The organism is Frigoribacterium sp. VKM Ac-2530, assembly GCF_015350835.1.
Taxonomy (GTDB): domain Bacteria; phylum Actinomycetota; class Actinomycetes; order Actinomycetales; family Microbacteriaceae; genus Frigoribacterium.
The window spans coordinates 1-14,048 of record NZ_JADKSE010000002.1; the positions used below are offsets into that span (position 1 = coordinate 1).

Annotated in this window: 12 protein-coding genes; all 12 read right to left on the reverse strand. The window is 72.2% G+C overall.

The window, feature by feature from the left end; translation table 11 throughout:
- Positions 1-252: 252 nt before the first annotated feature.
- The gene (gene tyrS / locus ITJ48_RS08915) at positions 253-1,563 is read right to left on the reverse strand and encodes a tyrosine--tRNA ligase (protein WP_123548729.1); all 1,311 of its coding nucleotides are present in this window, start codon (positions 1,561-1,563) and stop codon (positions 253-255) included.
- Positions 1,564-1,575: 12 nt separating this feature from the next.
- Complete coding sequence (locus tag ITJ48_RS08920) at positions 1,576-2,181, reverse strand: DNA-3-methyladenine glycosylase (protein ID WP_194613424.1); 606 nt, start codon at positions 2,179-2,181, stop codon at positions 1,576-1,578.
- 5 nt (positions 2,182-2,186) lie between these two features.
- Entirely contained in the window at positions 2,187-2,312 is a 126-nt protein-coding gene (locus ITJ48_RS16435) for a hypothetical protein (RefSeq protein WP_255416206.1), read from the reverse strand.
- A complete protein-coding gene (argH, locus tag ITJ48_RS08925; protein ID WP_194613425.1) occupies positions 2,309-3,760 on the reverse strand; it encodes an argininosuccinate lyase in 1,452 nt (483 codons plus the stop codon). Before argH ends, ITJ48_RS16435 begins: the two co-directional genes overlap by 4 nt.
- Entirely contained in the window at positions 3,760-4,959 is a 1,200-nt protein-coding gene (locus ITJ48_RS08930) for an argininosuccinate synthase (protein WP_194613426.1), read from the reverse strand. Before ITJ48_RS08930 ends, argH begins: the two co-directional genes overlap by 1 nt.
- A gap of 108 nt (positions 4,960-5,067) precedes the next feature.
- Entirely contained in the window at positions 5,068-5,988 is a 921-nt protein-coding gene (argF, locus tag ITJ48_RS08935; protein ID WP_123548725.1) for an ornithine carbamoyltransferase, read from the reverse strand.
- Complete coding sequence (locus ITJ48_RS08940; protein ID WP_370544857.1) at positions 5,985-7,202, reverse strand: acetylornithine transaminase; 1,218 nt, start codon at positions 7,200-7,202, stop codon at positions 5,985-5,987. Before ITJ48_RS08940 ends, argF begins: the two co-directional genes overlap by 4 nt.
- Complete coding sequence (gene argB, locus ITJ48_RS08945) at positions 7,199-8,197, reverse strand: acetylglutamate kinase (RefSeq protein ID WP_194613427.1); 999 nt, start codon at positions 8,195-8,197, stop codon at positions 7,199-7,201. The genes ITJ48_RS08940 and argB overlap by 4 nt, the downstream gene beginning before the upstream one ends.
- A complete protein-coding gene (argJ, locus tag ITJ48_RS08950) occupies positions 8,197-9,354 on the reverse strand; it encodes a bifunctional glutamate N-acetyltransferase/amino-acid acetyltransferase ArgJ (protein WP_194613428.1) in 1,158 nt (385 codons plus the stop codon). The genes argB and argJ overlap by 1 nt, the downstream gene beginning before the upstream one ends.
- Positions 9,351-10,400 carry an N-acetyl-gamma-glutamyl-phosphate reductase gene (gene argC, locus ITJ48_RS08955; RefSeq protein WP_194613429.1) on the reverse strand — a complete coding sequence of 350 codons (1,050 nt, stop codon included), beginning with the start codon at positions 10,398-10,400 and terminating at the stop codon, positions 9,351-9,353. Before argC ends, argJ begins: the two co-directional genes overlap by 4 nt.
- Positions 10,401-10,457: 57 nt before the next feature.
- On the reverse strand, positions 10,458-12,962 hold the full coding sequence (gene pheT, locus ITJ48_RS08960) for a phenylalanine--tRNA ligase subunit beta (RefSeq protein WP_194613430.1): 2,505 nt from the start codon (positions 12,960-12,962) through the stop codon (positions 10,458-10,460).
- The gene (pheS, locus tag ITJ48_RS08965; protein WP_194613431.1) at positions 12,962-14,002 is read right to left on the reverse strand and encodes a phenylalanine--tRNA ligase subunit alpha; all 1,041 of its coding nucleotides are present in this window, start codon (positions 14,000-14,002) and stop codon (positions 12,962-12,964) included. The genes pheT and pheS overlap by 1 nt, the downstream gene beginning before the upstream one ends.
- Positions 14,003-14,048 lie beyond the last annotated feature (46 nt).

The window sequence follows — 14,048 nt, forward strand, 5'->3', positions numbered from 1 at the left end:
TGGTGACAAGAGGAAACACTACAGGCACACCAGCCACATCGTCCAAACCCTGCCGCATCCCGGGCGTGTCGCGAGCACGAACCCCGAAAAATCAAGGGTCGAGACCACGTTCGGCCGTCACAGGGCCGCACACGGCCTCCAGGGACACGATGAGCGACGCGGGAGACCCCACGAATCAGCCTCCTTGACCGCCAGACGCACGAAGGCCCGCCCCCTGTGCAGGGGCGGGCCTTCGTCATCACGGGCTGGTGGTCAGCGGACCGTCACCCCGGCGAGGGTCTTCTTGCCACGACGCAGCACCACGGTGCCGCCGGCGAGGGTCGACTCCCCCACCGGGGCGTCGGCGTCGACCACCCTGACGTTGTTCAGGTAGACCCCGCCTTCGCCGGTACTCCGGCGGGCGGCACCGAGAGATGCCGACAACCCGGTGGCCACCAGTGCCTGCGCCACCGTGGTGGTCGAGTCCGCCTCCGCGGACGGGAGCTCGGCGACCGCGCTGCGGAGGGTGTCCTCGTCCAGGACACCGAGGTCGCCCTGCCCGAAGAGGGCGGCGGCCGCGTCGATCGCCGACTGCGTGGCGGCCTCGCCGTGGACCAGGCGGGTGACCTCCCACGCGAGCGTGCGCTGCGCCTCCCGCCGGAACGGCTCGTCGGCCACCGCTCGCTCGAGCGACTCGATCGCCGCCCGGTCGAGGAACGTGAACACCCGCAGGCGGGAGACGACGTCGGAATCGTCGGTGTTGAGCCAGAACTGGTACATCGCGTAGGGGCTCGTCAGCTCGGGATCGAGCCAGACGGCGTTGCCCTCGCTCTTGCCGAACTTGGTGCCGTCGCTGTTGGTGATCAACGGGGTCCCGATGGCGTGCACCGCGACTCCCTCGGTGCGACGGATCAGCTCGGTGCCGCTGGTGAGGTTGCCCCACTGGTCGCTGCCCCCCGTCTGCAGCACGCACTCGTGCTGGCGGTAGAGCTCACGGAAGTCGAGGCCCTGCAGGATCTGGTAGCTGAACTCGGTGTAGCTGATGCCGGCGTCCGAGTTGAGGCGGGCGCTCACCGCGTCCTTCTTGAGCATCGTGCCCACTCGGAAGTTCTTGCCGATGTCGCGGAGGAACTCGATGGCCGACAGCGGCGCAGTCCAGTCGAGGTTGTTCACGACCCGGAGGCCGTTCTCCCCCTCGGCGGCGAGGAACTTCTCGACGTGCACGCGGATCCGCGTCACCCACTCGGCGGTCTGCTCGGGTGTCTTCAGGGTGCGCTCGGCCGTCGGACGCGGGTCGCCGATCAGGCCGGTCGACCCGCCGACGAGCCCGAGCGGTCGGTGTCCGGCCAGCTGGAGGCGACGCATCAGCAGCAGCTGCACGAGGTTGCCGAGGTGCAGGCTCGGCGCGGTCGGGTCGAAGCCGCAGTAGTACGTGATCGGCGGGCCGGCGAGCACGGACTTCAGCGCCTCGGCGTCCGTCGAGACGTGGACCAGGCCGCGCCACTGCAGCTCGTCCCAGACGTCGTCGAACGTGGGGTCGTTGGCCTGGCCGGCGAGGACGTCGGCCGTGGTTTCGCTGCTCACCCGAGAACGGTATCAGCGTGCGGACGTACCGCCGCCGCGCCTGACCGCGGGCCGCCAGGCCGAGACCGACGGCTCACCTGCGAGCGTGAACCGCCACGGGAAGTCGTCGGTCCCGGCCCGGCCGGACACCCCGACGCGGGGACCGGCGACGACCTCGCCGACGGCACCGGTCGGCAGCTCGAGGGAGAACCGCCCGTGCCCCAGGGTGCTGCCGTCGTCGTCGAGACCGATGTCGAGCGCCGACCCGAGCCTCCCGGGTCCCTTCGCCAGCTCGGCGTCGTTCCGGGCGGATGCCCGGCGCGACCGAGCGACGTCGAGACCGTCGACGACCTCGCCCGCGCGGAGCAGCAGCCCGGAGGCGTAGCCCTCAGGGCCGCAGACGATGTTGACGCACCGGTGGATCCCGTACGACAGGTACACGTAGAGGGTCCCGCCCTCGCGGAACATGCTCGAGTTCCGCGGCGTCGGCCCGCGGTGCGCGTGCGACCCGGGGTCCTGCCCCTGGCCGTGGTATGCCTCGACCTCGGTGAGCCTGACCGCCACCTCCCCGACCCGGAACACCGAGCCGAGGAGGAGCGGGCCCACCTCGAGGGCCGGCCGCGTCAGCAGCCGGGTCACCTCGTTCAGAAGAACCGCTGGCCCGAGGCGGTCGCGATCACGACGACCGCGACGAGGACGACGACGCACACCGCGACGACCGCGGGCAGCAGCCAGGCACGCGGGGTCCGCGGTCGACGCGGCTCGGTCACGCCGAGACCGGGTCGAGGTCGCGGACCAGGTGCGCGACGCGCTCGGTCAGCTCGGCGAGCTGCTCGGCGACGCGCTCGGGAGCCGTCCCGCCGACGCCCTGCCTGCTGCCGATCGAGCCGCGCACGGTCAGGACCGCACGGATCTCGGGGGTGAGGTGGGACGACACCTCGGCGTACTGCTCTTCGGTCGGCTCGTCGAGCTCCAGCCCGTGCTGCTCGCAGAACCTGACCAGCTCGCCGCTGATCTCGTGGGCGTCACGGAACGTCACTCCCTGGCGGACGAGCCACTCGGCCACGTCCGTCGCGAGCGAGAAGCCCTGCGGCGCCAGCTCGGCCATGCGGGCCTCGTCGAACTCGAGCGTGGCGATCATGCCCGTGAACGCGGGCAGCAGCACCTCGAGCTGGGTGACCGAGTCGAACACCGGCTCCTTGTCCTCCTGCAGGTCGCGGTTGTACGCGAGCGGGAGGCCCTTGAGCGTCGCCAGGAGGCCCGTGAGGTTGCCGATCAGCCGCCCCGACTTGCCCCGGGCGAGCTCGGCGATGTCCGGGTTCTTCTTCTGGGGCATGATCGACGACCCGGTCGAGAACGAGTCGTGCAGCTTCACGAAGCCGAACTCCCGCGTCGACCACAGGATCACTTCCTCGGCGAGGCGTGACAGGTCGATGCCGATCGAGGCCGCCACGAACGCGAACTCGGCGACGACGTCACGACTGGCCGTCGCGTCGATGCTGTTCTCGGTGGTGCGCTCGAAGCCCAGCTCGGTCGCGACGAGCATCGGGTCGAGGCCGAGCGAGCTGCCCGCCAGGGCGCCGGCGCCGTAGGGCGAGGCCGACGCACGACGCGACCAGTCGCGCAGGCGCTCGAGGTCGCGGACCAGGGGCCAGGCGTGGGCGAGGAGGTGGTGCGCGAGCAGGACGGGTTGCGCGTGCTGCAGGTGCGTGCGCCCGGGCATCACGGCATCGGGATGAGCCGAGGCCTGCGAGGCGATCGCGTCGACGAGCCCGACCACGAGACGGCCGATCGCCGCACCGTGGTCACGCAGGTAGAGACGCACGAGCGTGGCGATCTGGTCGTTGCGGCTGCGGCCCGCGCGGAGCTTGCCGCCGAGCTCGACGCCGGCGATGCCGATCAGGCCGCGCTCGAGCGCCGAGTGCACGTCCTCGTCGGACTCCGCCGCGACGAACGAGCCGTCGGCGACGTCGGCCTCGAGCTGGTCGAGGGCGGCGACCATGCCGTCGAGCTCAGCGCCGTCGAGGTACCCCGCGGCCGCGAGGGCACGGGCGTGCGCCCGTGACCCCGCGATGTCGTACGGCGCGAGCTGCCAGTCGAACTGCGTCGACTTGCTCAGGGCCGCGAGCTCGGGGGCGGGGCCGGAGGCGAAGCGGCCTCCCCACAGGGCGCCCGCCTCCCCCGCCCGCTGGTTCTGGCCCGGGGTCGCGTCGACCACTACTGCTGCGCCAGGTCGCGACGCGCCGAGATCTTGCTCGGCAGGGACCAGATCTCGATGAAGCCCTTGGAGAGCGACTGGTCGAACGTGTCGCCGGTGTCGTAGGTCGCGAGGTCGAAGTCGTACAGGCTCTGGCCGCTCCGCTGGCCCGTGACGACCGCGCGGCCGCCCTGCAGCTTGAGGCGGATCTCGCCCGAGACGTACTTCTGCGTGTCGTCGATGAAGACGTCGAGCGAGCGCTTCAGGCCCGAGAACCACAGGCCGTCGTAGACGAGGTTCGACCACTCGGCCTCGACGCCGCGCTTGTAGCGACCGAGGTCGCGCTCGATCGTGAGGGCCTCGAGCGCCTCGTGCGCCTGGATGAGCGCCACGGCGCCGGGAGCCTCGTAGACCTCGCGGCTCTTGATGCCGACGAGCCTGTCCTCGACGACGTCGATGCGGCCGACGCCGTGAGCGCCCGCCAGCTCGTTCATCTTCTGCACGATGCCGAGCGGCGTGTACGGGACGCCGTCGATCGCGGTGGGCACGCCGGCCTGGAAGGTGATGACGACCTCGTCGGCGTCCTTGATTACCGAGGGGTCTTGCGTGTACTCGTACAGATCTTCGATCGGCGGGTTCCACGGGTCCTCGAGGAAGCCCGTCTCGACCGCGCGGCCCCAGACGTTCTTGTCGATCGAGTAGGGGTTCGCCGCGCTCTGGCGGATCGGCAGCGAGTGCTGCTCGGCGTAGATGATCGCCTTGTCTCGGGTGAGGGCGAGGTCGCGAACGGGCGCGATGCTCGTCAGGTCGGGCGCGAGCGCGGCCACGGCCGCCTCGAAGCGGACCTGGTCGTTGCCCTTGCCGGTGCAGCCGTGCGCGACGCTGTCGGCGCCGAGCTCCTTCGCGACACGGGCGAGGTGGCGCGCGATCAGCGGGCGGCTGAGGGCCGAGACCAGCGGGTAGGTCTTCTGGTACATCGCGTTCGCCTTGAGGGCGGGCATCAGGTAGTCGCGCCCGAACTCCTCCTTGGCGTCGACGACGACAGACTCGACGGCACCGCAGTCGAGGGCACGCTGACGGATGTCGTCCATGTCCTCTCCGCCCTGTCCGACGTCGACGGCAAGGGCGACCACCTCCTTGCCGGTCGCGTCAGCGAGCCAGCCGATGCCGACGGAGGTGTCGAGACCTCCGGAGTATGCGAGGACGACGCGTTCCGCCATGGTTCTCCTTGAGTGTGGTGTGTGGGTGATCTTATCGGGAGGCCGCCCGGCCTCGTGGCCGGGCGGCCGGTGCTGCGAGCTCGCTGCTGCAGGCTCGCCGCTGCTGTCTCAGTGCGAGAGCAGCCAGGTGAGGAGCGCCTTCTGGGCGTGGACGCGGTTCTCCGCCTCGTCCCAGATGACGCTGGTCGGGCCGTCGATGACGTCGGCGTCGACCTCGTACCCGCGGTCGGCAGGGAGGCAGTGCAGGAAGATCGCGTCGTCGGCCGCCTGCGCCATGAGCGCCTGGTCGACCTTGAAGCCGCCGAAGACGGCGACGCGCTCGTCCTTCTCGTCCTCCTTGCCCATGGAGACCCAGGTGTCGGTGACGACGACGTCGACGCCCGCCACCGCGGCCGCGGCGTCGTCGACGACCTGGACGGAGCCGCCGGTCGTCGCGGCGATCGCGGCCGCGTCGTCGACGACGTGCTGCTCGGGCTGGAAGCCCGCCGGCGAGCCGATGCGGACGTGCATGCCGGCGGTGGCGCCGGCCAGCAGGTACGACTGGCCCATGTTGCTCCGGCCGTCGCCGACGAAGGCGACGGAGAGGCCCGCGAGCGTGCCCTTCGCCTCGCGGATGGTCTGCAGGTCGGCCAGCAGCTGGCAGGGGTGGAAGTCGTCGCTGAGGGCGTTGACGACCGGGACGGTCGTGCCGGCCGCCATCTCCTCCAGGCCGGACTGCGCGTAGGTGCGCCAGACGATGGCCGCGACCATGCGCTCGAGGACGCGCGCGGTGTCGGACGGCGTCTCCTTGCCGCCCAGCTGGCTGTTCGCGGTCGCGATCACGAGCGGGCTCCCGCCGAGGTCGGCGATGCCGACCGCGAAGGACACCCGGGTGCGGGTCGACGACTTGTCGAAGATGACGGCGACCGTCTGCGGCCCCTCGAGGGGGCGCTGCGACCAGCGGTCGCGCTTGAGGGCGTCGGCGAGGTCGAGGACCTCGAGCTGCTCAGCGGGGCTGAGATCGTCGTCGCGGAGGAAGTGGCGGGTCATGCGAGACCTTTCAGGACGCGGGAGAAGAGGGCGGAGAACTCGGCGATCTCGGCGTCGCCCACGATGAGCGGCGGAGCGAGACGGATGCTGGAGTCGTTGGGGGCGTTCACGATCAGGCCTGCCTCGAGGCACCGGGCCGAGATCTCGGCGGCGATCGGCTGGGTCAGCCCGATGCCGATCAGCAGGCCTTGTCCCCGGACGCCGGCGACGAGGGGAGACTCCATCGCCGTGATCGCGGCCCGGATCTGCTCGCCTCGGACGACGGCGGCCTCGACCAGGCCGGCACGCTCGATCTCGCCGAGGACCGCGTCGGCCGCGGCCGTGGCCAGCGGGTTCCCGCCGAACGTGCTGCCGTGCTGGCCGGCCTCGAACAGGTCGGAGGCGGCGCCGAAGGTGACGAGCGCGCCGATGGGCACTCCCCCGGCGATCCCCTTGGCGACGGTGATGGCGTCGGGCACGACGTCGAACTGCTGGAACGCGAACCAGGATCCGGTGCGGCCGATGCCCGTCTGGATCTCGTCGAGGACGAGGAGCACCCCGTGCTCGCGGGTCAGCTCACGGGCCCTCTCGAGGAACCCGACGGGGAGGTCGAGCACGCCGGCCTCGCCCTTGATCGGCTCGACGAAGAGGGCCGCGACGTCGTCGCCCATCGCGGCCTCGAGCGCCTCGAGCGTGGTGTCGATGTGCTCGACCCCTGCCACCATCGGCTCGAAGGGACCGCGGAGCGCGGGCTTGCCGGTGAGGGCGAGGGCACCCATGGTGCGCCCGTGGAACGAGTTCTGCAGGGCGAGGATCCGCGTGCGACGTCCGTCGCCGTGGTTGAGACGCGCGAGCTTGAACGCGGCCTCGTTGGCCTCGGCCCCGCTGTTCGCGAAGTAGACGCGTCCCTGGTCGCCCGCGCCGCTGAGGCGGAGGAGGCGCTCGGCGAGCGCCAGCTGCGGCTCGGTCGCGAAGTAGTTGGACACGTGGATCAGCGCGCCGGCCTGCCGCGCGATCGCGTCGACGAGCACGGGATGCGCGTGGCCGAGGGCGTTGACGGCGATGCCGGCGAGGAAGTCGAGGTAGCGCTTGCCGTCGACGTCCCACACGGCGCAGCCCTCGCCGCGCTCGAGCATCACCTTCGGGGTGGTCAGCGAGCGCATGAACGCGTCACCGAACCGGCTCTGCCAGTCGCGACGCTCGTCGTGTCCGGCTGGGGTCTGGGTGGTGGTCACGACTGTCCTTCCTGCGGGGTGCTGACGTCGCCGACCGGGGTGATCGGGAACGAGTCGACGACGGGCGCGCCGTAGGCGGCGGCCCTGTCGTCGGGGACGACCTCGGTGCCCGACCCGCGCTGGGTGAAGACCTCGAGGAGGATGGAGTGCGGGATGCGGCCGTCGATGATGGTCGCTCCCCCGACGCCGCCGACGACCGCGTCGAGGCAGGCCGTCATCTTGGGGATCATGCCCGACTCGAGCGTCGGGAGCATGTCGGTGAGCGCCGACACGGTGATGGCGGCGACCAGCGAGTCACGGTTCGGCCAGTCGGAGTAGAGGCCCGAGACGTCGGTGAGCACGACGAGCTTGGTCGCCCGGAGCGCCACGGCGAGCGCGGCGGCCGCGGCGTCGGCGTTCACGTTCAGCAGCGACCCCTCGTCGTCCTCGTCGACGGCGAGCGACGACACGACCGGGATGCGTCCTGCCTCGATCTCGGCGAGCACCGACGACGGGTCGACGTCGACGACGTCGCCCACGTGCCCGAGGTCGACGGCCTCGCCGTCGACGACGGTGCCGCGGCGACGGCCGCGGAAGAGCGTCGAGCCCTCGCCGGACACGCTGCGGGCAAGGTCGCCGTGTTCGTTGACGAGCCCGACGATCTGCTGCGCGACGTCCCCCGCGAGCACGTCGCGGACCACGGCGATGGCCTCGGTGCTCGTGTAGCGGTACCCGCCGCGGAAGTCGCTCGGGATGCCCGCGGTCGCGAGGGCCGCGGAGATCTGCGGACCGCCTCCGTGGACGACCACCGGGTACAAGCCGGCGAGCCGCAGGTAGACCATGTCCTCGGCGAAGGCACGGCCGAGGGCCTCGTCGACCATGGCGTTGCCGCCGAACTTCACGACCACGACCTTGCCGGAGAAGCGCTTGAGCCAGGGCAGCGACTCGATCAGGGTCGCTGCCTTGACGGCCGCGAGCTCCTGCTCGGCGCTGTGGGTCACCTCGTGTGCGCCCATCAGCTGGAGTACGCGCTGTTCTCGTGCACGTAGTCGTGCGTGAGGTCGTTCGTGAGGATGGTCGCCTCGGCGTCGCCGGCGCGCAGGTCGACCAGCACGTGGACGGCCCGCGGGGTGAGGTCGACGCTCTCGCTCGGCACGTCGGGCGCGCCCGCGTGGCAGACCCGGACGCCGTTCATCGACACGTCGACGTCGTAGGGGTCGAAGGCGGCCGACGTGGTGCCGATCGCGGCGAGCACCCGGCCCCAGTTGGGGTCGTTGCCGAACACGGCGGCCTTGAAGAGGCTGTTCCGGGCGATCGAGCGGCCCACCTCGACCGCGTCGTCCTCGTCGACGGCACCGACGACCTCGATGCGGATGTCGTGGGAGGCGCCCTCGGCGTCCGCCTGCAGCTGGCGAGCCAGGTCGGCGCAGAGCTCCGTGACCGCCGTCGTGAAGTCGTCGGCCGACGGGGCGGCACCGGACTCGGCGCTCGAGAGGAGCACGACCGTGTCGTTGGTCGACATGCAGCCGTCGGAGTCGAGGCGGTCGAACGTGACCCTCGTGGCCGCGCGCAGCGCGGCGTCGAGGGTCTCGGCCGGGAGGTCGGCGTCGGTCGTCAGGACGACGAGCATGGTCGCCAGGCCCGGCGCGAGCATGCCGGCGCCCTTGGCCATGCCGCCGACCACCCAGCCGTCGCCGACGACGACGGCCTGCTTCGGCACGCTGTCGGTCGTCATGATCGCGTGGGCGGCGTCCTCGCCGCCCTCGGCGCTCAGCTCGGTCGCCGCCGCCCGGGCCCCGGAGAGCACCTTGTCGCGGAACACCTGGTCGCCGACGCCGATCAGGCCGGTCGAGCACACGACGACGTCGCCGGCCGAGACGCCGAGCGACTCGGCGACGGCCTCCGCCGTGGCGTGCGTCGTCTGGAAGCCGAACGGGCCGGTGAAGCAGTTGGCGCCTCCCGAGTTCAGGACGACCGCCTCCGCTACGCCGTCGCCCAGCACCTGCTGCGACCAGAGGACGGGGTGCGCCTTGGCGCGGTTGCTCGTGAAGACGGCCGCGGCGGCCTTGCTGCGTCCGGTGTTGACGACGAGGGCGACGTCGCGTGCCCCGGTGCTCTTGAGGCCGGCGACGACGCCGGCGGCGGTGAAGCCCTGTGCTGCGGTGACGCTCACGGTGCCACTCCGTCCGTGCTGAGGCCCGCGGTCTCGGGGAGGCCGAGGGCGATGTTGGCGGACTGGACGGCCGCGCCGGCCGTGCCCTTCACGAGGTTGTCGATGGCGCTGACGACGACGACGCGCTCGGCGGCCTCGTCGACGGCGAGGCCGATGAGGGCCGTGTTCGCGCCGATCGTGTCGGCGGTCCGGGGGAAGACGCCCTCGGGCAGGACGTGGACGAAGGGCTCGTCCGCGTAGGCCTGCTCCCACGCGGTGCGGACGTCGTGAGCGCCGACCCCGGGGGCGAGCGTCGCCGTCGTGGTCGCCAGGATGCCCCGCGACATCGGGACGAGCACCGGGGTGAACGAGATGCTCACGTCCTGAGCGCCGGCCAGCCGGAGGTTCTGCTGGATCTCGGGCACGTGGCGGTGCGTGCCGCCGACCCCGTAGGCCGAGGCGGACCCCATCAGCTCGCTGGCCAGGAGGTGCGGCGCGAGGGCCTTGCCGGCTCCCGACGGCCCGACGGCCAGGACCGAGACGATGTCGGTCGCCTCGACCAGCCCGGCACGGACTCCCGGCGCGAGGCCGAGGGTCACGGCCGTGACGTTGCAGCCGGGCACCGCGATGCGGCGTGCGCCGCGCAGGGCGTCGCGCTGACGCCCGCCGGACGCGCCGAGCAGGAGCTCGGGCAGCCCGTACGCCCACGCGCCGTGGTACTCCGTGCCGTAGAACCGGGCCCAGGCGGCCTCGTCGGTCAGACGGTGGTCGGCCCCGCAGTCGACGACGAGCACGTCGTCGGGCAGCTGCGCCGCGATCGCGCCGGACTTGCCGTGCGGGAGGGCGAGGAAGACGACGTCGTGCCCGGCGAGGGTCTCGGCCGTCGTCTCGACGAGCGTGAGGTGCGCGAGGGAGCGCAGGTGGGGCTGGAGGGCGACGAGGGGCTGCCCGGCGTTCTGGAACGCCGTGACGGTCGTGACCTCGAAGTCGGGGTGCGCGGCGAGGAGCCGGAGGAGCTCGCCGCCGGCGTACCCGCTGGCGCCCGCTACTGCTACGGAGTGAGGCATGTGTCCATCCTGATGGTCGAGTCGGTCGAGGATCGAGGGCGGCGGCGCCTCGCGAGGTCACTCGCGGAGCGTCGCCCCTGATCGCTCGCCGGCGAGGCGGACGGCCCCTTGCTTGGCCTCGGTCGCCTCGGCGGCCGTCAGCGTGCGGTCGTCGGCACGGAACCGCAGCGCGAAGGTCAGCGACTTGCTCGCCTCCGGCAGCCCGGTGCCCCGGTAGTCGTCCACGAGCCGAACGGACTCGAGCAGGTCGCCGGCGCCCTCGCGGACGGTCTCGAGCAGGTCGCCCGCGGCGACGTCGACGCCCACCACCAACGACAGGTCCTGCGTGGCAGCCGGGTAGGACGAGATCGCCGTCGGCTGGACGGGGACGTCGGACAGCGTGAGGACTCGGTCGAGGTCGATCTCGCCGACCGCGACGACGCGCGGCAGGTCGAGCTCGGCCGACACCGTGGGCAGCAGCTCGCCGGCCGTGCCGACGACCTCGCCAGCGACCAGCACCTCGGCCGTGCGGCCCGGGTGCAGGGAGGCGTGCCGGCCCGTGCGGAACACGGCCGCGGCCCCGGCGGCGCGGACGGCGACCCGGAGGGCGTCGAGCACGTCGGCCAGGCCTGCGGCGACGGCCGGCTGGCCCGGCTGGTGGTCGACGGCGTCGCCGACGACGGCCACGGCGAGGTGCCGGGGCTGCGCGGGGAGGCTGGCGGCCAGCGAGGCGAGGAGCTCGTCACCGGGCCGCTCGGCACCGGCGGGCACCTCGGCGGTGCCGTAGGTCGTGCCCTCGACGGGCAGGAAGACCGTGCCGCTCTCGAAGACCGAGACGTCGACGAGGCCCCGGGAGGTGTTCCGGCGGACGACGTCGAGCAGCCCGGGGAGCAGCGAACGACGCAGCTGGGGTGCTGCGGAGTCGAGCGGGTTCGCGAGCGCGACGGCAGGGACCGTCGAGCCGGTGTCCGAGCCGTCGATCGAGCCGAAGGCGGCGTTCTGGTCGGGACGGACGAAGGGGTAGGCCTGGACCTCGACCGATCCCGCGGCGGCCAGCGACGCCGCGACCCGGCGGCGGAGCTTCTGCTCACGGGACAGGCCACGCCCGGGAGGCGCCACGGGCAGCACCGACGGGATGCGGTCGTACCCGGTGATGCGGGCCACCTCTTCGACCAGGTCGGCCGACGTGCGGAGGTCGCTCCGCCAGGTCGCCGGGGTCACCTGCCAGCCGTCGCCCGACTCGACGACGACGGAGCCGACGGCGCGCAGCGCACCCACGACCTCGTCGGTCGTGTAGTCGACGCCCATGAGGCGGGCGGCGCGGTCGCGCGGCAGCTCGATCGCCCCGGGCGCGACGGATGCGTCGAGGGAGGAGCCGAGCGGGTCGGCCGTGCCGCCCGCCAGCTCGACGAGCAGGTCGACGACCCGCTGTGCCGCGGGAGCGGACACGGCAGGGTCGACGCCGCGCTCGAACCGACGGGACGCCTCGCTCGGCAGCTTGTGCCGCCGAGCGGCCCGGGCGATCGAGACCGGGTCGAACGTGGCGGCCTCCACGAGCACGTCGGTGGTGCCCACGCCCATCTCGGTGCGAGCACCGCCCATGACGCCGGCCAGGCCCACGGCACCCTGTTCGTCAGCGATGACGAGGTCCTCGACGTGGAGGGCACGGACGGTGCCGTCGAGGGTCTCGAGCTTCTCGCCTGCCGCGGCACGGCGGACCGTCAGCCCGCCCTGGACCGCGGCGAGGTCGTAGCCGTGGATCGGCTGGCCGAGCTCGAGCATCACGTAGTTCGTGACGTCGACCGGCAGCGAGATCGAGCGGACGCCGGCGAGGCGCAGCCGCGACGACATCCAGGTCGGCGTGGGCCGCGAGGAGTCGATGCCGCGGACGACCCGGGTGACGAAGGTGGCCACGGCCTGGCGGCCGCGCACCGGGGCGTCGTCGACGACGCTCACGTCGAAGCCGTCCGCCGCCGCGGTCTCGACGGTGCCGGCCGGGTCGGTGAAGGAGGCGCCCGTCGCGTGGGAGTACTCGCGAGCCACGCCGCGCATGCTGAGCGCGTAGCCGCGGTCGGGCGTGACGTTGATCTCGACGGCGGCCTCGTCGAGGCCGAGGAGCGCGATCGCGTCGGTGCCGACCTCGGGGTCGAGGCCGAGCGAGCTGAGCAGGAGGATGCCGTCGTGCTCGTCGCCGAGGCCGAGCTCACGGGTCGACGCGATCATGCCGTCGGACACGTGGCCGTAGGTCTTGCGCGCCGCGATCGGGAACGGCCCGGGCAGCACCGCGCCCGGCAGCGACACGACGACCTTGTCGCCCACGACGAAGTTGTGGGCGCCGCAGACGATGCCCCGGACGTCGTCGGGGCCGACGGCGACCTGGCACCAGTTGATGGTCTTGCCGTTCTTCTGCGGCTCGGGCTGCAGCTCGAGCACCTGGCCCACGACGAGGGGGCCCGTCACGTCGCCGACGTGGACGTCTTCTTCTTCGAAGCCGACCGACACCAACGCGGCGTGCACGTGCTCGAGCGACACGTCGACGGGGAGGTCGACGTGCTCGCCGAGCCAACTCAGCGGAACCCGCATCAGACCACCATCCCGAACTGCTCGCTGAACCTGACGTCGCCCTCGACCATGTCGCGCATGTCGTTGAGGTCGTTGCGGAACTGCAGCGTCCGCTCGATGCCCATGCCGAAGGCGAAGCCCTGGTGCACCTCGGGGTCGATGCCCGCGGCCCGGAGGACGTTCGGGTTGACCATGCCGCAGCCGCCCCACTCGACCCAGCGCGCGCCGCCCTTGGCGTTCGGCTGCCACACGTCCATCTCGGCACTCGGCTCGGTGAAGGGGAAGTAGTTGGGCCGGAGCCGGATCTGCGCGCCCTGCCCGAACATCGAGCGCGCCAGGTGCTCGAGCGTGCCGCGCAGGTGCGCCATCGTGAGGCCGCGGTCGATCGCGATGCCCTCGATCTGCGTGAAGACCGGGGTGTGCGTCGCGTCGAGCTCGTCGGTGCGGAAGACGCGACCGGTCGCCACGTTGTAGACGGGGAGCTCCTTCGCGAGGAGCGTCCGGATCTGCACGGGAGACGTGTGCGTGCGCAGCACGAGGTGAGCGTCGACCGGGTCGACGAAGAAGGTGTCCTGCATGGCGCGCGCCGGGTGGTCGGCGTCGAAGTTCAGCGCGTCGAAGTTGAACCACTCGTGCTCGAGCTCGGGGCCCTCGCTGACCTCCCAGCCCATGCCGACGAACAGGTCGAGCATCTCTTCCTGCAGGAGGGCGAGCGGGTGCCGCGCACCGACCCGGCGACGGGTGGGCAGGGCCGTGACGTCGACGGCCTCGTCGACGAGGCGCTGCGTCTCTTCGAGCTCGGCGAGCTGGCCCTCTCGGGCTGCCACCGCCTGGCCGACGCGGCCACGGGCGCCGCCGACGAGCTTGCCCGCCGCGGCCTTCTGGTCGTTCGGCAGGTCGCGGAGACCCGCGTTCATGCGTGCCAGCACCGATGCCTCGCCGGTGTGCTGGGCACGGGCCGCCTTGAGCTCGGCGACGGAGGCGGCGGTCGCGACGGCGGCGAGGGCCGCGTCGACCGCGGCCGAGACGGCCTCTTCGGAGATGGGGACGGAGTCTGACACGAGAACCAAGCTTAGCGATCGTTGGGGAGACGACCCGCGCCTCCTC

Excerpts from the sequence above, each read along its gene's own strand:
- ITJ48_RS08930 (WP_194613426.1), bottom strand. The coding sequence starts at position 4,959 with ATGGCGGAACGCGTCGTCCTCGCATACTCCGGAGGTCTCGACACCTCC.
- argF (WP_123548725.1), bottom strand. The coding sequence starts at position 5,988 with ATGACCCGCCACTTCCTCCGCGACGACGATCTCAGCCCCGCTGAGCAG.
- argB (WP_194613427.1), bottom strand. The coding sequence starts at position 8,197 with ATGGGCGCACACGAGGTGACCCACAGCGCCGAGCAGGAGCTCGCGGCC.
- argC (WP_194613429.1), bottom strand. The coding sequence starts at position 10,400 with ATGCCTCACTCCGTAGCAGTAGCGGGCGCCAGCGGGTACGCCGGCGGC.
- pheT (WP_194613430.1), bottom strand. The coding sequence starts at position 12,962 with ATGCGGGTTCCGCTGAGTTGGCTCGGCGAGCACGTCGACCTCCCCGTC.